Origin of the sequence: Fictibacillus barbaricus (assembly GCF_014635025.1) — a bacterium.
Classification (GTDB): Bacteria; Bacillota; Bacilli; order Bacillales; family Fictibacillaceae; genus Fictibacillus; species Fictibacillus barbaricus.
In genome coordinates this window covers 1,288,946-1,312,896 of record NZ_BMCE01000001.1, presented here as the reverse complement: position 1 = coordinate 1,312,896, position 23,951 = coordinate 1,288,946, and the positions used below count along the sequence as shown (strand labels likewise).

General features: G+C 40.2%; 23 protein-coding genes and 2 other annotated features. Of the genes, 4 read left to right on the top strand and 19 right to left on the bottom strand.

Going from position 1 to position 23,951, the window contains the following annotated elements; genetic code table 11:
* Positions 1-9: 9 nt before the first annotated feature.
* The 9 genes from IEV52_RS06390 to zapA form a co-directional block, all read right to left on the bottom strand.
* A complete protein-coding gene (locus IEV52_RS06390; RefSeq protein ID WP_188401650.1) occupies positions 10-780 on the bottom strand; it encodes an electron transfer flavoprotein subunit beta/FixA family protein in 771 nt (256 codons plus the stop codon).
* A 14-nt stretch (positions 781-794) separates the two neighbouring features.
* Entirely contained in the window at positions 795-1,568 is a 774-nt protein-coding gene (locus IEV52_RS06385; RefSeq protein WP_188401649.1) for an enoyl-CoA hydratase, read from the bottom strand.
* A 24-nt stretch (positions 1,569-1,592) separates the two neighbouring features.
* Positions 1,593-2,192, bottom strand: a complete 600-nt coding sequence (fadR, locus tag IEV52_RS06380; protein ID WP_188401648.1) for a fatty acid metabolism transcriptional regulator FadR — start codon at positions 2,190-2,192, stop codon at positions 1,593-1,595.
* A gap of 181 nt (positions 2,193-2,373) precedes the next feature.
* Positions 2,374-4,065 carry a long-chain-fatty-acid--CoA ligase gene (locus IEV52_RS06375; RefSeq protein WP_188401647.1) on the bottom strand — a complete coding sequence of 564 codons (1,692 nt, stop codon included), beginning with the start codon at positions 4,063-4,065 and terminating at the stop codon, positions 2,374-2,376.
* 257 nt (positions 4,066-4,322) lie between these two features.
* Positions 4,323-4,727, bottom strand: coding sequence for a DUF350 domain-containing protein (locus IEV52_RS06370; RefSeq protein ID WP_188401646.1), 405 nt, complete (start codon positions 4,725-4,727; stop codon positions 4,323-4,325).
* Between the two features lie 53 nt (positions 4,728-4,780).
* Entirely contained in the window at positions 4,781-7,138 is a 2,358-nt protein-coding gene (locus IEV52_RS06365; protein WP_188401645.1) for an endonuclease MutS2, read from the bottom strand.
* Positions 7,139-7,173: 35 nt separating this feature from the next.
* A complete protein-coding gene (polX, locus tag IEV52_RS06360; protein ID WP_188401644.1) occupies positions 7,174-8,889 on the bottom strand; it encodes a DNA polymerase/3'-5' exonuclease PolX in 1,716 nt (571 codons plus the stop codon).
* A gap of 66 nt (positions 8,890-8,955) precedes the next feature.
* Entirely contained in the window at positions 8,956-9,492 is a 537-nt protein-coding gene (locus IEV52_RS06355) for a CvpA family protein (protein ID WP_188401643.1), read from the bottom strand.
* Between the two features lies 1 nt (position 9,493).
* Complete coding sequence (gene zapA, locus IEV52_RS06350) at positions 9,494-9,757, bottom strand: cell division protein ZapA (protein WP_188401642.1); 264 nt, start codon at positions 9,755-9,757, stop codon at positions 9,494-9,496.
* A 152-nt stretch (positions 9,758-9,909) separates the two neighbouring features.
* Here zapA and rnhC point away from each other — a divergent pair, with 152 nt between their 5' ends.
* Complete coding sequence (gene rnhC, locus IEV52_RS06345) at positions 9,910-10,857, top strand: ribonuclease HIII (protein ID WP_188401641.1); 948 nt, start codon at positions 9,910-9,912, stop codon at positions 10,855-10,857.
* A 187-nt stretch (positions 10,858-11,044) separates the two neighbouring features.
* Here the strand turns inward: rnhC and pheT are convergent, their stop codons facing one another.
* From pheT to IEV52_RS06330, 3 genes are all read right to left on the bottom strand, one after another.
* Complete coding sequence (pheT, locus tag IEV52_RS06340) at positions 11,045-13,468, bottom strand: phenylalanine--tRNA ligase subunit beta (RefSeq protein WP_188401640.1); 2,424 nt, start codon at positions 13,466-13,468, stop codon at positions 11,045-11,047.
* Between the two features lie 18 nt (positions 13,469-13,486).
* Positions 13,487-14,521 (bottom strand): phenylalanine--tRNA ligase subunit alpha, encoded by a 1,035-nt coding sequence (gene pheS, locus IEV52_RS06335; RefSeq protein WP_188401639.1) that lies wholly within the window; start codon positions 14,519-14,521, stop codon positions 13,487-13,489.
* 40 nt (positions 14,522-14,561) lie between these two features.
* Positions 14,562-14,783: a binding site (T-box leader), on the bottom strand.
* A gap of 66 nt (positions 14,784-14,849) precedes the next feature.
* On the bottom strand, positions 14,850-15,617 hold the full coding sequence (locus IEV52_RS06330) for a TrmH family RNA methyltransferase (RefSeq protein ID WP_188401638.1): 768 nt from the start codon (positions 15,615-15,617) through the stop codon (positions 14,850-14,852).
* Between the two features lie 108 nt (positions 15,618-15,725).
* On the opposite strand from IEV52_RS06330, the gene sspI reads away from it, so the two are divergent.
* The gene (sspI, locus tag IEV52_RS06325; protein ID WP_188401637.1) at positions 15,726-15,932 is read left to right on the top strand and encodes a small acid-soluble spore protein SspI; all 207 of its coding nucleotides are present in this window, start codon (positions 15,726-15,728) and stop codon (positions 15,930-15,932) included.
* 25 nt (positions 15,933-15,957) lie between these two features.
* Here sspI and IEV52_RS06320 read toward each other — a convergent pair whose 3' ends face one another.
* Positions 15,958-16,452, bottom strand: a complete 495-nt coding sequence (locus IEV52_RS06320) for a dUTP diphosphatase (protein ID WP_188402273.1) — start codon at positions 16,450-16,452, stop codon at positions 15,958-15,960.
* A 161-nt stretch (positions 16,453-16,613) separates the two neighbouring features.
* Positions 16,614-17,216, bottom strand: a complete 603-nt coding sequence (locus IEV52_RS06315; RefSeq protein ID WP_188401636.1) for a TVP38/TMEM64 family protein — start codon at positions 17,214-17,216, stop codon at positions 16,614-16,616.
* A 142-nt stretch (positions 17,217-17,358) separates the two neighbouring features.
* On the opposite strand from IEV52_RS06315, the gene IEV52_RS06310 reads away from it, so the two are divergent.
* Positions 17,359-18,699, top strand: coding sequence for a cytochrome ubiquinol oxidase subunit I (locus IEV52_RS06310; protein WP_188401635.1), 1,341 nt, complete (start codon positions 17,359-17,361; stop codon positions 18,697-18,699).
* A gap of 16 nt (positions 18,700-18,715) precedes the next feature.
* On the top strand, positions 18,716-19,741 hold the full coding sequence (locus tag IEV52_RS06305) for a cytochrome d ubiquinol oxidase subunit II (RefSeq protein WP_188401634.1): 1,026 nt from the start codon (positions 18,716-18,718) through the stop codon (positions 19,739-19,741).
* A gap of 3 nt (positions 19,742-19,744) precedes the next feature.
* On the opposite strand, the gene IEV52_RS06300 is transcribed toward IEV52_RS06305, so the two are convergent.
* The 5 genes from IEV52_RS06300 to thrS all read right to left on the bottom strand — a co-directional run bounded on the left by IEV52_RS06300 (position 19,745) and on the right by thrS (position 23,653).
* A complete protein-coding gene (locus IEV52_RS06300; RefSeq protein ID WP_268234756.1) occupies positions 19,745-19,996 on the bottom strand; it encodes a DUF1294 domain-containing protein in 252 nt (83 codons plus the stop codon).
* Between the two features lie 74 nt (positions 19,997-20,070).
* Positions 20,071-20,430, bottom strand: coding sequence for a 50S ribosomal protein L20 (gene rplT / locus IEV52_RS06295; protein ID WP_066243619.1), 360 nt, complete (start codon positions 20,428-20,430; stop codon positions 20,071-20,073).
* A 38-nt stretch (positions 20,431-20,468) separates the two neighbouring features.
* Positions 20,469-20,672, bottom strand: coding sequence for a 50S ribosomal protein L35 (gene rpmI / locus IEV52_RS06290; protein ID WP_188401633.1), 204 nt, complete (start codon positions 20,670-20,672; stop codon positions 20,469-20,471).
* A gap of 23 nt (positions 20,673-20,695) precedes the next feature.
* Positions 20,696-21,199: a translation initiation factor IF-3 gene (gene infC, locus IEV52_RS06285; protein ID WP_188401632.1), complete on the bottom strand. Its 504-nt coding sequence runs from the start codon at positions 21,197-21,199 to the stop codon at positions 20,696-20,698.
* Between the two features lie 543 nt (positions 21,200-21,742).
* Positions 21,743-23,653, bottom strand: a complete 1,911-nt coding sequence (gene thrS / locus IEV52_RS06280; protein WP_188401631.1) for a threonine--tRNA ligase — start codon at positions 23,651-23,653, stop codon at positions 21,743-21,745.
* Positions 23,654-23,701: 48 nt separating this feature from the next.
* Positions 23,702-23,933 (bottom strand) — a binding site (T-box leader).
* Positions 23,934-23,951 lie beyond the last annotated feature (18 nt).

The following is a 23,951-nucleotide window of genomic DNA, read 5'->3' as shown; positions in this document are numbered from 1 at the left end:
GTCTCCTCCTTATATTACCTTTGCTTCGTTTCTTAGCAGAGATACAAGCTCTTTTACTTGGTCTGCTGTTTCACCCGATAGGATTTTTCCAGCTTCCTTTTTAGGAGGAAGATACACTTCTACAGTTTTTGTTTTAGCTTCTACGTCATCCTCATCAATGTCTATGTCGTCTAAATCTAACGTTTCCAGTGGTTTTTTCTTCGCCTTCATAATCCCTGGCAGAGAAGGATAGCGAGGCTCATTCAAACCTTGTTGGGCAGTCACCAATAACGGAAGTGATGTTTCAATCTTCTCAAGGTCTCCTTCAACGTCACGCTCAATATTTACAGTTGTACCGCTAATTTCAATCTTAGTGATTGTTGTTACGTGTGGAATATCCAAAAGTTCAGCAAGTCTAGGACCAACTTGACCTGTTCCGTTGTCGATCGCGACATTTCCGCCCAGAATAATGTCATATTCCTTATCTTTAAAGAAAGCCGCCAATACCGTTGAAGTCGTATATTGGTCTTGGGCTTCCAGATCTTCGTTTGAAATCAAAACTGCTTGATCTGCTCCCATTGCTAAAGCTGTACGAAGTTCTTTTTCAGAATCCTCGTCTCCTACAGTAACAACGGTAACAGTTCCGCCATGAGCATCTTTTAAAGTGATCGCTTCTTCAATAGCATACTCATCATAAGGGTTGATAATAAATTCTGCACTGTCTTCTGAAATCTTATTGTTTGAAACGGAAATTTTTTCTTCAGTATCAAAAGTACGTTTTAAAATAACATAAATATTCATCGTTACCCTCCTAGTTATCGGTCCTGAAATACAGGCTTTCTCTTTTCAATAAAGGCTGAGATTCCTTCTTGTCCATCAAAGCTCTTAAATGCTTTTCCAAACAGCTCTTGCTCTTTTTCTGCTCCCTTTTCATAAAGTCCATGTTTTGCATAATTTAATAACTCTAGTGTGTATTTGATGGATACTGCGCTCTTTTCTGAAAAACTCTCAGCCATTTTGTAAGCCTTTTCAAAAAGTTCTTCAGCTGGAAAAGCGTTATTCGCCAAACCGTATGTTACCGCTTCTTTTCCTGTGATCGGGTTACTGGAAAGGAGCATCTCACAAGCCTTTGGTACACCTACAAGCTGAGGAAGTCTTTGTGTTCCAGCAAATCCAGGCACTAGCCCTAACGTAAGTTCAGGAAGACCAAGCTTAGCATCTTCTGCCACAAGTCTGATATGACAACTCATCGCAAGTTCTAATCCTCCGCCAAGTGCTGCACCATGAATGGCAGCGATGACAGGCTTAGAGAATTGTTCGATTCGGTTAAATACATCCTGGCCCTTTTTGCCAAGTTTAGCAAAGCCTTTTTCATCGGGAACTTCAGTAAATTCTTTAATGTCAGCACCGGCTGAGAAGAAACGGCCTTCACCTAGAATAACAACCACTTTTACCGTATTGTCGTTTTCAATCTGATCTAATGCCTCATCGATCTCTTCTATGACACTTGTCGACAATGCGTTAGCAGGTGCTCGGTTAAGTTTAATCGTTGCCACTTTATTTTCAATTTCAATTTTTAAAAATTCCAATTCTGCAGCCCCTTCCTATTGAATTCACTCTGAATAAGCAGTCCTGACTGATAGACCATTAACCAGCATTTGATGAACGGGTCCAGCTAGTGCTGGCAGATCATATCGATGGTCGTTCATGACCCAGTTAGTAGCTGTTTCGTCAATCGTCCCAAAGATCATTTGTCTAGCCAGTCTGTAATCCATGTTGTGTACAAACACACCTTCATTCATACCGTCCTTTAAGATAGAGTCGATTAAATCCAAATAACGTTTTAATACTTCCCCGATCTTGGCACGAAGCTGTCTGTTCGTCTGACGCAGCTCTAGCTGGGTAACGATTGATAGTTCATAATCAGCAGTCAGTTGCTTAAAGTGCATCTCGACAAGAATTCTAAGTTTCTCGATTGCTGAATCATTACTCTTTAGCTCATTTTCTGTTTTTTCGATAAAGGTCCCCATCTTCTCATTAAAAACAGAAACAAGCAGATCTTCTTTATTTTTAAAATATAGATAGATGGTGCCGTCAGCGACACCTGCTTCTTTCGCTATCTTTGATACTTGGGATTGATGGTAACCATGTTCTGCAATAACACTCACAGCTGCATCAATTATTTTTTCGTATTTTGGACCTTTACGTTTCATTACGATCGCCTCATTTGTGTAGAACACAATCACTTAAAAAAATGAATGATTGTTCATTCATAATTGTAAAACAAATCTTTCTTTTCTGTCAATTTCATTATGTCATTTTTTTTATGCATTTTACAAGTTTAACTTCTAATGAAAACCGAAAAAGAAAAAAAACCGCGCATTGGCGGCTTTTTTAAATGTTATGTTTCGCTTTTTCACGTTCTTCCTCTAGTAGAACCCTTCTTAATATCTTTCCTACCATCGTTTTTGGGAGCTCATTTCTAAACTCATAAAGTCTAGGTACTTTGAACGAAGCCAAATGTTCCCGGCAGAATTTATTTAATTCTTCTTCCGAACATTCGACGCCTTCTTTCAACACAACAAATGCCTTTACTGTTTCGCCCCGATACTCATCTGGCACACCAACAACTACAGCTTCTTTAACTTTTTCATGCTCATATAAGACTTCTTCTACTTCACGGGGATAAATATTAAAACCACCAGCTATTATCAGATCCTTTTTACGGTCCACAATATAGAAGTAGCCTTTTTCATCCATATAGCCCATGTCACCCGTGACAAGCCAGTCTTCACGGAAAACAGAAGCGGTTTCTTCTGGTTGGTTCCAATAGCCTTTCATAACTTGCGGTCCCCGAACAGCCAGTTCCCCGATCTCACCAGGTTCTGCCCATTCGCCCGTTTCAGCCGAGATTATAGCGGCCTCCGTATTCGGCCATGGCAAGCCGATACTTCCTTTCACCTGGTTACCGTAAATTAAATTGGCATGCGTAACAGGTGATGCTTCAGTTAGTCCATACCCTTCCACCAAAGAACCAGATATAACAGCCTGAAACTTTTCTTGAACATCCAGTGGCAAAGCAGCGGATCCGCTTATACAAGCTGTAATTGATGATAAATCGTATTTCTTAAGGTCTGGATGATTCAAAAGTGCAATATACATGGTCGGTGCACCCGGAAACAGAGTCGGACGCTCCTTATGAATCGTTTTCAATACTTGTGCCGGATCAAATCGAGGAAGAATGATCATCTCAGCTTTTGTGATAATACCCAGGTTCATTACACAAGTCATTCCATAAACATGAAAGAAGGGCAAAGCCCCGAGGATCTTTTCTTTTCCATCCCTGTTTTTGTACATCCATGCATTGCATTGAAGTGCGTTTGTTACAAGGTTCTTGTGAGTTAACATCACACCTTTTGCAGGTCCCGTTGTACCGCCGGTGTATTGCAGCAGGGCAAGATCTTCATCAGGAAATACTTCTGTCTGTGGCTTAACGGGCTGTGAACGTTTAAGGAGATCTCGAAACGAATGAACCTCGTGATTGAAAGAAATATTGACGACCACAGTCGGATTCTGCCTCTTTTGAACAATTGGATAAAGCAGATTTTTCGGAAAAGGCAGGTAATCTTTAATCGAGGTCACCACGATATGTTCAATATTTGTATCCGCTCGAACCGCTGAGATTCTGCCAAACAAGAGATCCAATCCTACAATGACTTTTGCACCGCTGTCAGATAGCTGATGGCGCAGTTCCCTCTCCGTATAAAGCGGATTGGTTTGCACGACGATCGCTCCTAGAAATAGTGTTCCGTAGTAAGCAATGACTGCCTGCGGACAATTAGGGAGCATGATGGCGACCCGGTCCCCTTTTTCGACTCCTAATTTTGAAAGAGCATGTGCAAAACGCAAACTGCACTCATGAAGCTCGCCAAACGTTAATGTTTTTCCTAAAAAGTGTACAGCAGTTTTATCTTTTTTCTCTTCTGCTGCTGATTCTAAATACGCGAATAAAGGTTTGCTGTCATATTCAAGATGTCCCGGAATTTCACTTGGGTAACTATTAAGCCACCTTCTTTCCACTTGCATCTCCTCCTTTAATTCACGCCTTCCTTCAAAAATTCTATATCTTTATTCCTATTATATTGAAAACGTATTCAATTTTATATACTTTTTTAAAAATTTAAAATTATCGGTAAAGTAGTTCTAAAAAAAACCCAGGCTCATACACGAGACCTGGGTTTTTCTTATGCAAAGAAAAATAAATAAATAAGACCTGCAGCGATAAACACACCGCTTAGTACAAACAAGACTTTAAATAATGTTTCCATATCTGTTCCCTTCAGCTATTCAATACCTTCACCGATTACAAACGACAGGCCAATTGAAATGATCATTGAAATAAAACCAACAGCCTTATTATCACTTTCTATTTCTTTATCAATCTGAAACTTTGGTGTGAGGAACTCAAAGATAAAGTATCCGATCAAAAGTAATATAAATCCATAAATACCCCATGTGATCATCATGAGCAATGAATCGTTCTGTGCAATTGAATAACGGAAAATGTTTGCGATACCAAAGATTTTCCCACCTGTTGCCATTGCAACTGACAAGTTGCCGTTCTTGATTTCAACCCAATTTTTATATCGGGTAACAAGCTCAAAAACAGCTAAGAACACGACAAGACATAGCACAACAACGCTGTAGTTGGCTGCCGTTTTAACAAAAGCATTACTCATAAAATCCATCCAGCAGTACCCCTTTGCAAATGGCTTTGTTGGTTTTATTATCTAACTCTAAACTACTTTAACACAGCGACAGTAACACCGCCTCCACCTTCACCAGCGGCACCCATACGTGTAGATTTTACATTACGATGCGTCTTAAGGAGCTCTTGTACACCCTTTCGAAGTGCACCCGTTCCTTTACCATGGATGATATATACCTGGTTAAACCCTGCTAACAGTGCTTCATCTAAATAACGGTCTACTTCAAGCATGGCATCTTCGTATCTTTTTCCTCTCAAATCAAGTTCAGGCCGGGAAGAATCAGAAGTTCCAGTTACTCTTACGAATGAACGCGGTTCAGGTTTCGCTTTGGCTTGCTTTACCCATTCAAGATCTTTTTCTGATACATTCATCTTTAAGATTCCTATTTGCACTTGATACTCTGTGCTGCTTACTTTCTCAACAATATGCCCTTTTTGCCCTACACTCAGGACTCTAACTTCATCACCAGGAACATATTCTTTCTTTGTAGATTCAGCCTTAGGTTTCTTTGTTTTTGCTTTTGACTTCGGTACTGCTTCTTCCAATCTCTTCTTTGCCTCGATCAGTTTATGCTCTTTAATCTGTCCGCCGGCTTTTTGCAGTTCACGGATTTCACGTATGATCTCTTCTGCTGTTTCCCGTGCTTTTTCAACAGCTTGCTCGGCTTCTTGCTTCGCTCTCTCATATAGTCGTTCTTTTTCATTTTGGAAAAGCTCAAGCTCCCGCTCCAGATCAGCTTTAATAGACTCCGCTTCCTTTCGTCTATGTTCCGCTTCTTCCATCTCTTTTTCTGCTTGTTTCCGATTATCTTCAAGTGATTTAATCATGTTATCAATCTTGTTTTCGTCTTCACTAATCTGGGAACGAGCAGAATCAATGATATCTTGACGAAGCCCCAGTCTTTTTGAAATCTCAAACGCATTACTTCTTCCAGGCACACCTACTAACAATCTGTATGTAGGCCTTAGCGTCTGCACATCAAATTCAACCGATGCGTTCATGACACCTGGACGATTATAGGCATATGCTTTTAGTTCACTGTAATGCGTTGTAGCTACTACACGTGCTCCTCTAGCAAAAACAAAGTCCAGGATGGAGATGGCAAGTGCAGCTCCTTCCTGGGGATCGGTTCCTGCACCTAATTCATCAAAAAGAACGAGTGATTCATAATCGATTTTATTTAAAATATCTACAATATTCACCATATGTGAAGAAAACGTACTCAATGATTGTTCAATCGATTGCTCATCACCAATGTCTGCAAATATCCTTTTGAACACAGCCATTTCTGATTCTTCCTGAGCAGGTATCTGAAGTCCGCATTGTGCCATCAAAGTAAGAAGCCCTATTGTTTTGAGGGTAACCGTCTTACCACCGGTATTAGGACCTGTAATTACAAGGGATTGATATTCTCCTCCCAGTTTAACGCTAGTCGGAACAACCGTTTCCTGATCAAGAAGGGGATGTCTTCCGCTGTTCAGTGAGATATATCCTTTATCATTCATGATCGGACGGGTGCATTTTAACTCATTAGCAAATCTGGCTTTTGCTAGTATGAAATCCATTTCAGCTAAAATTTCTACGTTTATTAAAATATCATCGGCACTCTCAGCAACCTGGGCAGTCAGTTCTCTTAATATCTTTTCAATCTCTCGTGCTTCTTTCGCTTTTGTTTCTTTTACTTGATTGTTAACCATAACCACGGATTGCGGTTCAATAAATAAAGTTGCACCGCTGGCAGATTGATCGTGTACCATCCCGCCAAAGCTCCCTCTGTATTCTTGCTTAACGGGAATAACAAATCTGTCATTACGAATCGTGATGATAGAGTCTGATAGCATCTTCTGATAGCTTGAGGATCTTACGATGGATTCCAGCTTTTCTCGTACTCTTGCTTCAAACGTACGAAGCTGCTGACGGATCGCTCGCAGTTCAGGACTGGCACTATCCATCATATGGCCATGGTCATCAATACAGCTTTTAATGGACTGTTCTAGTTCATGAAGAGGAATGATCTGATCTGCTGCTTGTTTTAAAATACGCAGTTCGATTCCGTCTTCTGTTAATCCCTCAATAAAACGCTTGAAACGTCTCCCGCCGTAAAGAGTTGAAGCGATATCCATCAATTCTTCTTCGTTTAGAAGACTTCCAATTTTAGAGCGTTTTACGTTTGAGGAGATATCAAAGATTCCGCCAAAAGGAACCTGGCCTTTTAACCGGAGAACTTTTACCCCTTCATCTGTTGCCTCTTGTGCTTCGTCCACTTCTTCAAGTGTTGTAAATGGAACAAGTGAATCAATTTTTTTTAGTCCAAGTGAACAGCTTGCATGCTTTTTAAGCCGATCTATCACTTTTCTTAATTCTAAAACACGCAGCATTTTTTCTTGCATATACTTTCCTCCTGATCCGAGACGAGGATATAGAGCTATCTTTTACGGTTTAAGTAGGTTTCTAATTCTTTACGTGACATCGTGTTTATAACACTGCCTTTTCGGATAAAACCTTTTCGGGCAACCGCGGCTCCAATCTCCATATGTTTCATCGTATCTTTATAATGTGCATCTGTATTAATCGCAATCTTCACACCCATGTCCTGTGCTTTTCTTAAGTATTCAGGTGCAAGATCAAGCCGATTTGGATTCGCATTTAGCTCGATGGCTGTATTCGTTTCTGAAGCCAGCTCTAAAAGCAAATCAATGTCCGCGTCGTATCCTTTTCTTCGGCCGATCAAGCGGCCAGTAGGGTGAGCTATTAAATCAACCTTCTTGTGCAGAAGTGCTGTTTTTAAACGCTTCATAATCTTGCTTTTATCTTGTGAGAAGGCAGAATGAATGCTCGCAATTACAAAATCCAATTCTTCTAATAAATCATCATCATAGTCCAAAGTTCCGTCTGGCAGTATATCCATTTCGATTCCAGCAAATATTTTAAAATCCGAATATTTTTCATTCAGTTTGTCGATCTCTTTACGCTGCATTCGGATTCTTTCTGGTGTAAGCCCATTCGCTACTCGCAGATACTGAGAATGATCCGTAATCGCCATGTACTCGTAACCTCTTCTTCTTGCTTCTTCAGCCATTTCTTCAATGGAGAAAGCTCCATCACTCCAAGTCGAGTGAAGATGCAGATCCCCCTTGATTTCTGATAACTGTATGAGATCATGACTTTCTTTAAATAGATCTATTTCTTCTCCAGTTTCCCTAGCTTCAGGTGGAATCCAGTTCAGTCCGAAATGCGAATAGAACTCTTCTTCATTCGTAAACGTTTGGACTTCACCTGTTTCCGTATTCTCAACACCATATTCGCTAATCTTTTCCCCTCTAGATTTTGCTAATTGTCTCATTTTTACATTATGATCCATCGAGCCTGTAAAATGATGAAGGGTAGTAGCGAATTGCTTCGACTCTACGATTCTAAAGTCAACGGATACGGACAAATTCTCATCTAGTACAAGGGAGACTTTCGTATCACCGCCAGCAATAACATCCGTTACCCCATGTAAGTTTAACAGCTGTTCTTTAACTTCCTTTGGATTTTTTGTTGATATAATAAAATCTAGGTCCTTAATCGTTTCCCTGTATCTTCTAAGACTTCCCGCCCTAGAAAACTTTTCAATGTGTTTCATTTTGGCGAGCTGTGCTTCAATTCTTTCGGCGATCGGCAGCATATATGCAATTGGAAGTCTTTCCGGCCGTTTACCGAAATCTTTTAACGAAGCAAGAATTTTTTCTTCTGTTTTCGCACCAAACCCCGCTAGTTCCCGTACCTTACCATTTTCACATGCTTCTTTTAGAGTTTCAATATTCGTTACGCCTAACTCAGAATAAAGTTTAGCAATCTTCTTTCCGCCTAAGTTCGGTACTTGTAATAAAGTGATTAGTTCAGAAGGGACTTTTTCCTGAAGCTCAGCCAGTAGTTCTGATTCACCTTTTTCCACAATTTCAAGGATAACGGTTGCAGTACCCTTCCCGATCCCTTTGATCTTTGACACATCATCTATTTCTTCCATCGTCCGCTCATCACCCTCTAAAGCATTGGCTGCTTTACGGTATGCGGAAACTTTAAACGAATTCTCTCCTAATATTTCAAGATAAAGTGCAATTTGCTCTAACGCACGTACGACTTCTTTTTTATTCGCCATGTTAAGCTCTCCTCCTATTGCATACTTTAGGATGCTGAATAAAAAAACTTCTCCGCAAAGGAGAAGTTACGCCATATGTTTCATCCACATTTCCTTTACTGACTCAGAAAATACGGGGGTATTTTTGACCATTCCCTGTGCGATCCATGAATTTTCATAATGAGCTTGAAAGGCTTCAATCGGTACTAATGTTGCAATAAATAACAGGATGAACACGATCAAATATACTTCCACAAACCCTAACAAGCCGCCAAGCCATCTATTAAACGTATGGAGAATCGGCAAGTGAGCCAGAAAATCTAGCATAGAACCGATAATTTGCAGGATAATTTTTGTTGCAAAGAACAAAATAGCAAAGGCAATCGCATTATAATAAGCTTGCTCTAGTGAGATGCTGTTCAGCAAAAATGATACTGAGCTATCATTAGAAGAAGGATATGGAATCCACAGTTCCAGCTTTGGCGCTAAATCATCATAATACAGATAAGCAACAATATATGCCGCAATAAATCCGGCTAAATGAACCAATTGCATGATGAAACCACGTTTTAAACCGATCAAGAACCCACCTAATAATACGATAAATAAAATTAAATCCAGCATGCTAACCTTCCTCTTTTCCAATTCGCTGTTGCAATTTTTTCAGCTCTTCTTTAATCTTTAAATATTCACTCATTGTATTTACTGCTGTTAGTACAGCAAGTTGTTTCGTATCAAGAAACCGATTGTGAGATTGAATTTCTCTCATTTTCAAATCTACTTTGTCAGCTACTAAATGAATGTGGCTGGAAGTTTCGGTCCCTGCAATTACATATCGCTGTCCATAGATCTCGACCGTAGTACGGTTTTTATTTTTGTCTTCCGCCACAAAATAACCTCCCTGCCATGAAAAGGATCGTTCATTTAATGATACTCTAATCTTTATCTTATCAAATATCGTACATAGATGAAAATATTTCTGTATGATTTCAGTTTTTTTGATATATTTGGAAATCTCGTAATCATAGGAGGAATTTAGTCATGGCTCATGTTGTAAAAAAAATGACGGACTCAGAGATACTTGCAATGAAAAAGGAACTATCACATGCCATTTCAGGTAAAACACCTCCTGGAGCAGTTTTTACTGCAAAACTTAGTGATTGTACAGTTACAGCTTACAATTCAGGAAAAGTACTCTTTCAGGGAAAGGGAGCAGAAAAAGCTTCACAGCAGTTTTCGGGTCAAGTTTCACCCGCTAAAGAAAAAAACAAGACATCAACTAAAACACCTCATCGATACGCACCGCCCCAAAATGCTGCAGAGTTATCCATGATTGGAAGCGATGAAGTTGGAACTGGTGATTATTTTGGACCAATGACTGTTGCTGCAGCTTATGTATCACGAGACCAGCTGGAGCTTGTAAAGGAGCTTGGCGTAAAGGATTCAAAGCACTTAAATGATAAACAGATTGTTCAAATCGCAAAAGAGCTCATACATACCGTCCCTTACAGCCTTCTGGTTCTAAACAACGAAAAATACAATGAACTTCAGCAGAAAGGAATGAGTCAAGGCAAGATAAAAGCCATTTTACATAACCGCGCCCTTCAGAATGTTAAAGCGAAAATTGAGGGGGAAGAACTCGATGGTATCCTAGTAGATCAGTTTTGTGAGCCAGGGGTGTATTTTAATTACTTAACGAAAGAGAAGAACCTTTTAAAAGAAGGGCTTTATTTCGCAACAAAGGGTGAATCCGTTCATCTTTCCGTAGCAGCTGCTTCCATTTTGGCAAGATACAGCTTTCTAAAAGAGATGGATAAACTAGGAGCTCGTTTCCATACGGTTATTCCAAAAGGAGCTGGCCCGCATGTGGATGTGAAGGCAGCTGAACTCGTTGAAAAGTTTGGTGAGTCCGTATTTGATACTGCAACTAAGAAGCATTTTGCGAACACTCAAAAAGCGTTAAATCTTTTGAATAAGAAGAGGAAGTAATGGTCCTAAAGATTAGTCTTAATTTTTTCCGTTATCGAGATCACGGAAAAATTGATCATTATCACGGAATTAATGAGTATAACCACGGAATTTTTAATCATTATCACGGAAAAAATGTGTCTAATTACGGAAATTCATATTTCACTATTAAAAAACCGGCTCATCTTAATGAGCCGGTTTTTGCTGTTTATTTTCTTAATTGAGCACCAAAGCGTTCTTCTAAGCTCTTTAATACTCGATCATGTGCCGTTACTACTTCTTCATCTGTAAGTGTACGTTCTGGATCAAAATATTTTAGTGAGAAGGCAAGAGATTTCTTTCCTTCCTCCATCTTTTCACCTTCATACAGGTCAAAGAGGTTCACTTCTTTTAACAGCACACCGCCAGCCGCTTGTATCACTGTCGTCAGATCCCCTGCTGGCAGTTCTTGATCGACAACTAATGCGATATCTCTTGTGATAGATGGATAGCGTGGCAATGTTTGATACACCATCTGATCTGTTTCTTTCTCTAAAAGACTTGTTGCATTCAGCTCGAACACATACGTATCTTTAAGATCTAACTCTTTTTGAAGAGCAGGGTGAAGCTGTCCAACAAAACCTACAGAAATACCATCGAGTTTCACGATAGCTGTTCTTCCCGGATGCATGTTTTCAATTTCTCCCGCTTCATACGTAATACGCTCTGAAAGGTTCAGTTCATCCAATAATCCTTCTAATATCCCCTTTAGAACAAAGAAGTCAACCGTCTTTCTTTCCCCTTGCCACAGGTGTTCGTTAAATACGCCTGTAACAGCACCAGAAACAAACACATACTCTTCTGGCAGGTCAGTTAATACTTCTTGACGGTTTATGAAAACAGAACCCATCTCATAGATAGCGAGATCTTCCATGGAACGATTTCTGTTATATTGAAGCACTTCTAAAAGCTGTGGCAACAAACTCATTCTAAGCGTGCTGCGCTCTTCACTCATCGGATGTGCAACGGAGATCGGATATACCTCTTCTCCACTGAATGAGAAGTGAGCTGATTTCGCTGGAGTTGTCAACGCATACGTTACAGCTTGATAAAGTCCTGCTCCCTCAAGATAGTTTCTGATGTTACGGCGTTTCGCTTGATTCTCTGTCAATCCGCCAGGACGAGCTTCTGATAGGAGATAAGTCGTTGGAATGCGGTCATACCCATAGATTCGTCCTACTTCCTCGATCAGATCTGCCTCAATCGTAATATCAGGTCTTCTTGAAGGAACAACAACTTCAAAATGTCCGTCTGTCTCTTTATATGAAAAACCTAGGCGATTAAAGACAACTCCTGTTTGCTCGGCTGTAATATTTGTGCCAAGAAGGCCATTCATTCTAGAAACGTCCATTTTAACGCTGTAAGTGTTTACCTCACGCTTTCCAGCTTCTACGATTCCTTCTGCTACTTTACCACCTGCAAGTTCAGCCATCAATCCAGCTGCTCTCATTGCTGCTGCAAAAACACGGTTACGGTCGATCCCTTTTTCATATCTAGAACTTGCTTCACTTCGTAAACCAAGATCCTTTGACGCAGTTCTTACACGGCCTGAAGCAAAATACGCTGCTTCTAAAAGTACATTTGTTGTGTCTGATTGAACTTCACTCGTTGCTCCGCCCATCACACCAGCAACAGCAATAGGATCTGTGCCGTTTGTAATCACTAAATGGGTGTCTTTTAGTGTACGGTCTTGATCATCAAGTGTCTGAATATGTTCTCCTTCAGCGGCACGGCGAACAACAATTTCTTTTGATCCTAATCGGTTATAGTCAAACGCATGAAGCGGCTGACCGTATTCAAGCAGAACATAGTTTGTGATATCGACAATGTTATTAATCGGGCGAATACCTGATGCCATCAGGCGATTCTGCATCCAAAGCGGTGAATGGCCGATCTTAACATCACGGATAATCATTGCTCCGTAATAGGGATTATCTTCAAATGATTCGATGCTTACAGAAATAAAATCCTCTGCTTTTTCTTCTGTTGTTGTTATTGATGTATTTGGAAGTTTAACTTCTTCCTCAAGGATTGCAGCAACTTCATAAGCAACTCCAATCACATTCAAGCAATCAGCACGGTTAGGTGTAAGCCCAAGCTCCAATACATGATCGTTAAGGTTTAAGAATTCTAGAGCATCACTTCCTGGTTCCGCATCAGAAGGCATCACAAAAATTCCTGTTGCGTACTCTTTTGGTACTAGCTTTGTGTCGACACCTAACTCTTGCAGAGAACAAATCATACCGTGTGATTCTTCTCCTCGAAGCTTTGCTTTTTTAATTTTAAAGTTACCAGGCAGCACTGCACCAGGTACGGCTACAGCAACCTTTTGGCCTTGGGCTACATTCGGTGCACCACATACGATCTGTGAAACTTCGCCCTGTCCGATATCGACTTTACAAACTCTAAGTTTATCGGCGTTCGGATGCTGGATGCATTCTTGCACATATCCAACAACAACACCGCTGATTCCTTTATTTAACGACTCGACCATTTCAACTTCGATACCGCTTTTTGTAATTCTGTCCGCTAGTTCAGACGGGCTGATTTTTATGTTTACGTATTCTTTTAGCCAGTTATAAGAGATTAACATGTATTTCCCCTCCTTGAGTTATGCATTTTTGAATTGTTTTAGAAACCGGATGTCGTTCGCATAGAAATGACGGATATCGTCTATACCGTATTTAAGCATCGCGATACGCTCAGGTCCCATACCAAATGCAAAACCTGTATATTTCTTTGAGTCAAATCCAGCCATCTCAAGAACGTTTGGATGGACCATACCCGCTCCAAGAATTTCGATCCAGCCCGTTTGTTTACAGATCGAGCAACCTTTTCCGCTGCATTTGAAACATGAAATATCCATTTCAACAGACGGCTCAGTAAATGGGAAGAAACTTGGACGCAGACGAATCTTGCGGTCTTCTCCAAACATTTTCTTAGCAAACGTTTCAAGAACACCTTTTAAGTCGCTTAAACGAACGTTCTTATCAACCACAAGTCCTTCAATCTGCATGAATTGATGAGAGTGTGTCGCATCATCATTATCTCTTCTGTAAACCTTTCCTGGAGAAATGATCTTTACAGGTCCTTGCCCCTCATGCTTCTCCATTGTACGAGCCTGTACGGGAGACGTTTGTGTACGAAGCAGAATATCTTCTGTGATGAAGAATGAATCTTGCATGTCACGGGCAGGATGGCCTTTAGGCAAGTTAAGTGCTTCAAAATTGTAATAGTCTGTTTCTACTTCTGGTCCTTCAGCAATCGTGAATCCCATGCTTAAAAACAGATCTTCAATCTCAGTAACAACCGCTGTTAATGGATGAGGATTTCCTTTTTTGACAGGTCTCCCTGGCAAGGATACATCTAATGATTCTTTCGCAAGCTTTTCTGAGATTGCTGCATGTTCTAGTTCGATTTGTTTTTTATCCAGTTCCTTCTGAATGCTGTCACGGACTTCATTGGCATAGGCACCAATAACCGGTCTTTCTTCTGCAGATAATTTCCCCATTCCTTTTAGAACTTCGGTAATGGGCCCTTTTTTTCCTAAATAAGCAACTTTAACAGCTTGCAGATCTTTTAAGTCCTGGCTTTCATTGATCTTGCCGATCGCTTCTACTTTAAGAGCTTCTAAACGGTCTTTCACCGTACAACCCCTCCTTATAAATATAAAAACTCCTCATCCAATAAGGGACGAGGAGTTCGCGGTACCACCCAATTTAACAATGACAAATACACTGTTCACTTCATTTCAATAACGGCTCTTCACCGGTCAGCCCTACTCATACATTCAGGTGACAACTCAGGAGTGAATTCAATAATACCTACCAAAGAAATGCTCGCAGTCCAGGACATTTCCTCCCTTTTTGGCGGAATCATTACCTACTCTTCTCCGTCTTCGTTTTTATTTTTATTCCATTCATCTTTTTCATTATATATGAAAAAAATCAACAATTGCAACGCCTCCGAACAAATTACGATCGATTCCGCTGTAATTCGTAAAGAAGAATGCCCGTTGCAACCGAAACATTTAAGGATTCAGCTTGACCAAAAATAGGGATCTTCACGTTCATCGTCGATTCTTTTTGGAGGGTTTCCTGCACCCCAGCGCCTTCATTTCCTACGATTAAAGCAAAACCTTCCACTTCTGATGCCCTACGCATATCTACCGCTTCTTGCAGAGAGGTGGAAAGTACCGGAATGTCTTGCTCCTTACATTGTCCGATAATCTGTAATAGATCAGCTTTTACAACAGGCAGGTGAAAAAGTGAACCTTGAGTGGATCGCACTGTTTTACCGTTATAAAGATCAGCCGTCCCTTCTCCCAAAAACACACCATCAAGTCCAGCGCTATCAGCAGTACGGATTATCGTACCCAAATTACCTGGATCTTGAACACCATCGATTAACAAATAACGGCCCTTTGGCTTAATAAGATCTTCAGGCTGGTCCATCATTTCGCATACAGCTAGAATCCCTTGAGGTTTTTCTGTTTCAGAAAGCTGCTTCATCAATTTGGCTGGAACAGACCATAAAGAAAACCTCTCCTTTAGCCACTCGTCTTTCATTTGATAGTTCTCTTCAACAATTACATGTTGCAGCTTTGCGCCTGAATGGATCGCTTCTTCAATTAGATGAGGTCCTTCTAACAAAAAGGTTCCTGTTTTCTCTCTTTCTTTCCTACTATGCAACTTTTTCCATTGCTTCAAGGAAGCGTTGGATTCTGATTCAATGTGCTTCATTATCGGGTGTACTCCTTTAAATCATAAATATTTATTATTTTTCTCATAAAACATGTTCTGAACGTACACAATAAAAAAAGAATAAAATTAATATGAGGTGCTAATCCCATGAATCTTGATTTAAGAAAAGCTGTATTGCATAACGTTACTGGAAACAATAAGGAACAGTTACAAGATACGATTGTTGATGCAATCGAAAGCGGAGAAGAAAAAATGCTCCCTGGTCTCGGTGTACTTTTTGAAGTCATCTGGAAAAATTCAGATGAGCAAAAAAAGGAAGAACTCTTAACAACTTTATCTAACGGTTTAAAATAAAACCCGGATTCCCGGGTTTTTCTATTTAGTATCCTGTATCTTGACGTTCGTGATTTATTGCATTTTTCTCTAAATAGGCCGTTTCTATTTCTTCAAAAGAAAAATTAAGTTTTTTCCCAAGACCTAAAAATGTATCAAAAAGTAATTGGAATTCTTTTGTTGATAAAGATTTTGAGCCCAATTGGTAAAGGGAAAGAAATAGTTCGTTTAGACCTATCTTGTCCATTTTCTCACGAAGTTCTACATCATTTGGCAGTTCAATCTCTGTGATTCCTAAATCTAGCCCAATGGATAACACAAAATGCAAACCATCTACATATTCCTCTAAAATAACTGCTTTTTCTGATGCCGGGCGTTTACTCCAGTATTTAAAGCACCTTGTTTCATTGGCTAATTCTCCAAGCTCCACAAGAAAAGCCAATCTTCTTTGATGAGATAAAGACTCCTCTTCAAGATTGTGTTCTTTAACAATACGTGTATTTAAATCACTCTGCATAGAAAAAAGTCTCTCGATGTTCATTGTTTCATCCCTGCCTTTCATTCTTAGCTATTATAACGTATCTCGCACGACATTCGAGAATGAAATTTAATTGATTGAGATGATAGAAATTGTCAAAGTGCGAGACTCGCGGATATATCCCTCAGGAGCTCTCCTTAGCTAAAAACAAAAAAACGCATACCTTATGCAGGCATGCGGTGTTTTTCTCTTTTTGCCGTATCTTCCTCAAAAAATTCACTCCACTTCATGACCCATTCCTTTCTTCTTAACAAGTAAAACAGATACGATAGCACAATAATGATTCCTGCTGAAGTAAATAAAGAGAGAGACAGCAGCACAGAACCAAAAGTAGAGTAGAAAATGGCAATCGGGATATTCGAGATAATGCTAGCTTTTGTATATTCTCTAAAATTTGCAGAGACTTCGATCAAACAAAAGCTTAAAAGATGAAAATGCATGAATGGGATCATTTTTAATATAGCAATCTGACCTACTGAGAATGGCATTCTTTTACCAATCCACTTTTTCTGAAGCTTTTTTACTTTTTTCATAAGTTTCGGCATACATTTCATTCCCCAGTAAAAGAAGACACTCGACAATGTAATTCCTATCACAGAATAAAAAGTGCCAGCCACTGCACCAAACAGTATTCCCCCCGTTAGACAGATAAGTCCGACTGGCAGAAAAAAGAATTGCCTGAATGCCTGAAGAAGGATGAACAATAAAGGGGCAAAGATCCCACTAAACTTAAGCAACTCGATGTAAAAACTCGTATTGTCTAACACGCTGCACCCCCTTTAAGTCAGCATATGACAGAAGACGAGCTCTGTATGACAAATTTATCACGTGCATAAACCACCCTTCTTTTTGACACCTTAAAGGTAGATTGTAAACTTATATAGTTTGAGTTTTTAGGAGGAATCGGGCATGGATACAGTTGTACTCGCGAGAGCCTTTTTTGGAACTTCTCTAGGTTTTCATATAATTTTTGCTACGCTTGGTGTTGGACTTCCCTTGATGATCGTAATTGCAGAAATTATTCATCAAGTGAAAGGAGACAACGATTATGCCATTATGGCCAAGCGCTGGACAAAAGCTTTCGCTGTTCTATTAGGTGTTGCTATTCCGTCTGGAACAATCGTCGGAGTTCAGCTTTCACTGCTTTGGCCCGGATTCATGGAGATCGTAGGGAAAGTTATCTCTCTGCCTTTTCAAATTGAAATCTTTGCTTTTTTCCTCGAAGCCTTATTTATGTCCATCTACGTATATGCCGCAGACAGACTGCCTAGGTATTTCCGCTTAATTTCTGTTTTCTTCGTAGCCCTTGGAGCTGTTGCATCTGCAATCTTAATTTCTGCGGTAAATACGTGGATGAATACACCTGATGGTTTTAAGATCAAACCTGATGGCACGATTTATGATGTAAATCCATGGGATGCATTTTTCAATCCTAGTTTCCTATCATCGTCCTTTCACGTTGCGATCACTGCCTATATGACAGGAGCGTTTGCTGTTGCTTCTGTTGCGGCATTCAAACTATTAAAAAAGCGTCCAGAGCGTGAACGTGCTTACCACCTTAAAGGACTGTTCATGTCTCTAGCTGTTGCCTTCTTAATGAGTTTTGTTTCTTCTCTTTCCGGACATCATTCTGCACAAATTCTACATCAGCACTCACCAGAGAAGCTGGCTGCTGCAGAAGGTTTGTTTGAAACACAGCGTTATGCACCACTTGCAATTGGCGGTTATACAGATCCTAAAACAGAAGAAGTTAAATATGGGATAGAGATTCCTTGGGCACTCAGCTGGCTTGCTGCCGGAAAGTTTGATACGGAAGTTAAGGGATTGTATGAATTTCCACGTGAGACGTGGCCGCCTTTTTATGTACATACCTTGTTTAACCTAATGGTAGGGGTTGGCGTAGTCTTATTAGGACTCGCCGCATTCGCCTTATTTTATTGGTGGTTCTTTGCAAAAAAGCGAGCGAAATCATTTCCAAAGTGGCTGCTCTGGTCGCTCGTTTTTTCTGGACCGCTCTCTATGCTCGGGATCGAATTCGGCTGGGTTTTCAGCTGCAGCGGCAGACAGCCTTGGACCATCTATAGAGTTCAGACCACAGCAGAAGCGGCTACTAAAAATGAAAACCTTGGCATGCTCTTCCTTCTATTTTTATTTTTATATGCCCTTTTAAGTGTGCTGACGGTATTAATCTTAACAGCTTATTTTAAACGTAACCCTGTATCAAAAGATATGGAAAGAATATCTGGATAGGAAGGAGGAATAGATGATGAGTGAAGAGGTTTTAGCGATACTGATCATGTGGACCTTTATCTTTGTTTACAGTATCTTTGGCTCCATCGATTTTGGAGCAGGATTTTGGGCAATGATCTACAATAATCACAGAACAATGGCAGGAAAAATCGCCAATCGTTTCTTATCTCCTACATGGGAGATTACAAACACGTTCCTTGTACTTTTAGTTGTAGCCTTTGTAGGTTTCTTTCCGAAAGGAGCTTATACGTTAGGAACCGTTATGCTTGTTCCAGTTTCATTGATTCTCTTTTTTTTGGCCATTCGAAGTGCTTTTATGGTGTTCTCTTATTCTGTACAGGGATATAGGAGGACTATGTTTATTATCTCAGGGATTTCTGGCTTATTGATCCCTTCCTTACTTATCGCTGTTCTTCCGATCTCACAAGGAGGATTCATAGGTGTTGACGGAGAGACTCAGAACCTTTTGTTAGAAAAACTCTTCACCAGCCCCACCCTTTATTTGTATGTACTGTTTGGTTTAACGTCTGAGCTGTATCTATCATCCCTTTTTTTGGCCGATTACGCGCGTGTTTCAAATAAAGAAGAGGCGTACAGGCTATATCGCAGCAACGCTATTCTATTAGGGCCGCTTACATTGCTTTCTGCCCTCTTTACACTGTTATTCATGGCACCTGAATCTCGATGGCTGATCGACAATCTGGTGGACCAAAAAATATGGTTCGTATTATCTTTAGCCGCTTTTTTTATCGCATATGGCTCACTTTGGTGGCCAAAACAAAACCGCCCAGGGATTGGACGGCCGCGTTTTACATTGCTAGCAACTGTTGCACAGTATGGATTGGCAAGTATTGGTTATGGATTGGCACATCTGCCATATATCGTTTATCCTGATCTGACCATCTATGAGGCGTTCACCGCTACTGAAACCTTTTACTCACTCATGATTATGTATATAGTAGGACTTGCTATTTTAACACCAGGCTTTTACGTGTTCTGGAGACTTTTCTTAAAAGACAAGCGATATCTCCAGCAAGAATAGTAATTATAGAAACCATCCTGCCACAACAGTTATAAAAATACTTAGTATAGGCAAGCCGTATCGAAATGATGGATGTTTCGTTTTGTGGCGGAACTTTTTCATAGCAAGCCACATTCCAGGTGCCCCACCTATAAAAGCAATCAGCCATAATCGTGCTTCAGGTGTACGCCACTTACCTTCTTTAGCAAATGCTTTATCCTTTTTCATAACATGATAGGCGACTGCGTTTAAAATGATTAAATAGATGATTAACACTTTTTTATTTCCCCTTCAGAATGAAAAAAGATCATCTCCATCAAAATAGGAAATGATCTTTTCTTTTTGTCTAATTAAGCTTTTAAGCTTTCTTTTGCTTTTGAAGCCAATTCAGAGAAAGCTTTTTCGTCTGTGATTGCGATTTCAGAAAGCATCTTACGGTTGATATCGATACCCGCAAGTTTAAGACCGTGCATTAAACGGCTGTAAGAAAGACCGTTTGTACGTGCAGCAGCATTGATACGAGTGATCCAAAGCTTACGGAAGTCACGCTTCTTCTGACGGCGGTCACGGTAAGCGTACATTAAAGATTTGAATACTTGTTGTTGTGCTACTTTAAATAATTTATGTTTGGATCCGAAATAGCCTTTAGCTAATTTAAGAACTTTTTTACGACGACGACGTGTTACATAGCCACCTTTTACTCTTGGCATATTAAAAACCTCCTATTTTTAAATCGATTATTGAACGATTAACGTTTTTTGTAAGTTAACAATGTGCGGATACGTTTGTAATCACCGCTGTGAACAAGTTTCGCTTTACGAAGCTTACGCTTAGCTTTTGTAGACTTGTTAGCAAACAAGTGACTAGTAAAAGCGCGAGCACGCTTTAATTTACCTGATCCAGTTTTTCTAAAGCGCTTTGCAGCACCTTTATGAGTTTTCATTTTAGGCATAATGGTTTCCTCCCTGGTAAAAATTATTTTTCGGCTTTAGGTGCAAGGATAAGGAACATGCTGCGACCTTCCATTTTCGGGTGAGTTTCCACCGTAGAAAGATCTTCGCATTCTTTCGCTAACTTTTCCAATACCGTTTTTCCGATTTGAGAATGAGTAATTGCACGTCCACGGAAACGAATACTTGCCTTTACTTTGTCGCCTTTTTCAAGGAACTTACGGGCATTTTTAAGCTTTGTATTAAAGTCGTTTTCCTCAATTGTTGGACTTAGACGAATTTCTTTAGTCGTAATGACCTTTTGATTTTTTCGTGCTTCTCTTTCTTTACGCTGTTGCTCATATTTAAACTTACCGTAGTCCATGATACGACATACAGGCGGTTTAGCAGTTGCAGCAACAAGCACAAGGTCAAGATTTGCATTTGACGCAAGGTCCAAAGCTTCTTGTCTAGATTTGATGCCAAGCTGGCTTCCATCAGGACCGATTAAGCGAACCTCACGGGCACGAATACCTTCATTGACAGACATGTCCTTACTAATAGTAAGTCACCTCCAAATTTTTTCAGTGAGTGTAAATACACTCGACTTGTTATTTCTGCAAATAAAAAAAGCGTCGGCGCAACGATCACCCACACATAGTAAACCGGCTATGTACACTTTGACATGCCTGAATATCCATCTACCCATCAACAGTCAATAGGACGTCGAATCAGGTGAGAAGCGGGTGCTTCTGCTTGTTTGATGCTTTGCTTATTTTATTAACCTTACATACTATAACATATTGGTGTGAAACGTGTCAAACAACGAATGTATTAAGCAACGAAATTAATTTTACTTCGTTGAAGTTAGGAATGCAAGAGTTTTTTTTAAGTGATTTAAGAGAACTGTTCACATTTTTTGTTCTTACTGTCTACTTAGGACAATTTACTGTCTACTTTTTCTGTTTTTCTGTCCACTTTCAGCAATTAACTGTCCACTTTTTCTGTTTTTCTGTCTACTTTGGAAAATTTACTGTCCACTCTCCATTTTCCTTTAAAAAAGCGGCCAACTCTTGCTGGCCGCCTCATTATACTATCTCTTCTCGTTAATTTGAGCTAAGATCTTATCTCTGAAATCTTCATAAGATACTGTTTCTGATTTTTGCTCACCATATTTACGAACGTTTACTGCATTGTCTTCGATCTCTTTGTCACCAAGAACAAGCATGTAAGGGATCTTTTTCATCTGAGCTTCACGGATCTTATAACCCATCTTCTCATTTCTTGTATCGATCTCAACACGAATAGCATGTTCCTTCAGATCTTGTTGAAGCTTATATGCATACTCGTTATGAACATCAGATACAGGGATAAGCTTTACTTGAACAGGTGCCAACCAAGTTGGGAATGCACCAGCAAAGTGCTCAACAAGAATTCCTAGAAAACGGTCGATCGATCCATAGATCGCGCGGTGAATAACAACCGGACGAACCTTTTGATTGTTCTCGTCAACATAAGTAAGGTCGAACTTTTCAGGCATTTGGAAATCCAGCTGAATTGTTGCACATTGATGACTTCGTTTGAGCGCATCTTTAATATGGAAGTCGATCTTAGGACCGTAGAATGCACCGTCCCCTTCGTTAAGGTGATAGTTCATGCCTAGATCTTCTAACACGTTTTTCAACGCGCCTTCTGCTTGTTCCCATAAGCGATCATCACCCATAGAATCTTCTGGACGAGTAGAAAGTTCAACAGAGTATTCAAAACCAAAAGTGCTGTAGATTTTATCTACGAGCTTAAATACGTTTTTGATCTCGCTCTCAATCTGACCAGGTGTTACAAAGATATGTGCATCGTCCTGGCAGAACGTACGGACACGGATCATCCCGTTTAACGCTCCGCTGTACTCATGGCGGTGAACCTGACCGAACTCGGCCATACGAACAGGCAGATCTCTGTATGAATGAAGCTTGTTCTTAAAGATCAGCATGTGTCCCGGGCAGTTCATTGGTTTCATCGCAAATTTTGTATCATCTACTTCAGAGAAATACATGTTTTCGTGATAATGATCCCAGTGCCCTGATTGCTCCCATAACCGCTGATTCATCATGAATGGAGTACGTACTTCATCATAATCCACTTGTCTTTGAAGTTCGCGGGAGAAGTTCTCAAGCTCTGTACGGATTGTCTGGCCGTTAGGAAGATAGAACGGCATTCCAGGTGCTTCTTCTGAGAACATGAACAGTTCTAGCTCTTTTCCAAGTTTGCGGTGATCGCGTTTTTGAGCTTCTTCGATAAAGTGCAGGTGCTCATCTAAATCTTTTTGGCTAAGGAAAGCTGCCCCATAAATACGTTGAAGCATTTGGTTGTCGCTGTCACCGCGCCAGTATGCACCAGAGATGCTCATCAGCTTATACGCTTTGATCTTCCCAGTTGAAGGAACATGCGGCCCTCGGCAAAGGTCAAAGAACTCACCTTGTTCATAGATCGTAATCTTTTCACCTTCTGGAAGGTCGCGGATCAGTTCTACTTTTAAGTGGTCATTCAATTTTTCATAGATGGACAAAGCTTCTTCGCGAGTCACTTCTTTACGGATGATCGGAAGGTTTTCATTAACGATCTTCTTCATCTCTTTTTCGATCGCAGGCAGATCTTCTGGTGTTAGATTGTGAGACATATCTACATCATAGTAGAAGCCATTGTCGATGACAGGACCGATTCCAAGCTTTACATCTGGATATAAACGCTTAAGAGCTTGTGCTAATAAGTGGGCGTTTGAGTGTCTTGTCATTTCAAGACCTTCTTCAGAATCATGCATCACGATCTCGATAGATGCATCTTCTTCGATCGGACGTGAAAAATCATATAATTGTCCGTTTACTTTTCCCGCAACAGCTTTTTTCTTTAGACTTGGGCTGATACTTTCTGCTACCTGTTCGGAAGTTACTCCTTTTGGATATTCCCTGACAGATCCATCTGGGAACTTGATTGAAATTGACGACATAAGAACATCTCCTTTTTTATTGTAAAACAAAAAACACCCGTCCCTAATAGAAGGGACGAGTGATAATCTCGTGGTTCCACCCTTGTTCCGAAAGCATAAGAATGCTAAACGGCACTCGGACAGTATAACGGACTGCGGCCGTCAACGATTACTCTAAAATCATTTCACCGTTGAAGTTCCAAGGTGGTAAAGCAATTTTCCGTGTTAGGAAGCTCTCAGCCAAGGCCTCCCTCTCTTTGAACCGTAAAAATTTGCTTCGTGTCCTCATCAATACAGATTGAATGATAAAATTATAAAC

Excerpts from the sequence above, each read along its gene's own strand:
- IEV52_RS06390 (WP_188401650.1), bottom strand. The coding sequence starts at position 780 with ATGAATATTTATGTTATTTTAAAACGTACTTTTGATACTGAAGAAAAA.
- fadR (WP_188401648.1), bottom strand. The coding sequence starts at position 2,192 with ATGAAACGTAAAGGTCCAAAATACGAAAAAATAATTGATGCAGCTGTG.
- IEV52_RS06375 (WP_188401647.1), bottom strand. The coding sequence starts at position 4,065 with ATGCAAGTGGAAAGAAGGTGGCTTAATAGTTACCCAAGTGAAATTCCG.
- IEV52_RS06370 (WP_188401646.1), bottom strand. The coding sequence starts at position 4,727 with ATGGATTTTATGAGTAATGCTTTTGTTAAAACGGCAGCCAACTACAGC.
- IEV52_RS06365 (WP_188401645.1), bottom strand. The coding sequence starts at position 7,138 with ATGCAAGAAAAAATGCTGCGTGTTTTAGAATTAAGAAAAGTGATAGAT.
- polX (WP_188401644.1), bottom strand. The coding sequence starts at position 8,889 with ATGGCGAATAAAAAAGAAGTCGTACGTGCGTTAGAGCAAATTGCACTT.
- IEV52_RS06355 (WP_188401643.1), bottom strand. The coding sequence starts at position 9,492 with ATGCTGGATTTAATTTTATTTATCGTATTATTAGGTGGGTTCTTGATC.
- rnhC (WP_188401641.1), top strand. The coding sequence starts at position 9,910 with ATGGCTCATGTTGTAAAAAAAATGACGGACTCAGAGATACTTGCAATG.
- pheT (WP_188401640.1), bottom strand. The coding sequence starts at position 13,468 with ATGTTAATCTCTTATAACTGGCTAAAAGAATACGTAAACATAAAAATC.
- IEV52_RS06330 (WP_188401638.1), bottom strand. The coding sequence starts at position 15,617 with ATGAAGCACATTGAATCAGAATCCAACGCTTCCTTGAAGCAATGGAAA.
- sspI (WP_188401637.1), top strand. The coding sequence starts at position 15,726 with ATGAATCTTGATTTAAGAAAAGCTGTATTGCATAACGTTACTGGAAAC.
- IEV52_RS06320 (WP_188402273.1), bottom strand. The coding sequence starts at position 16,452 with ATGAACATCGAGAGACTTTTTTCTATGCAGAGTGATTTAAATACACGT.
- IEV52_RS06310 (WP_188401635.1), top strand. The coding sequence starts at position 17,359 with ATGGATACAGTTGTACTCGCGAGAGCCTTTTTTGGAACTTCTCTAGGT.
- IEV52_RS06305 (WP_188401634.1), top strand. The coding sequence starts at position 18,716 with ATGAGTGAAGAGGTTTTAGCGATACTGATCATGTGGACCTTTATCTTT.
- rplT (WP_066243619.1), bottom strand. The coding sequence starts at position 20,430 with ATGCCAAGAGTAAAAGGTGGCTATGTAACACGTCGTCGTCGTAAAAAA.
- rpmI (WP_188401633.1), bottom strand. The coding sequence starts at position 20,672 with ATGCCTAAAATGAAAACTCATAAAGGTGCTGCAAAGCGCTTTAGAAAA.
- infC (WP_188401632.1), bottom strand. The coding sequence starts at position 21,199 with ATGTCTGTCAATGAAGGTATTCGTGCCCGTGAGGTTCGCTTAATCGGT.
- thrS (WP_188401631.1), bottom strand. The coding sequence starts at position 23,653 with ATGTCGTCAATTTCAATCAAGTTCCCAGATGGATCTGTCAGGGAATAT.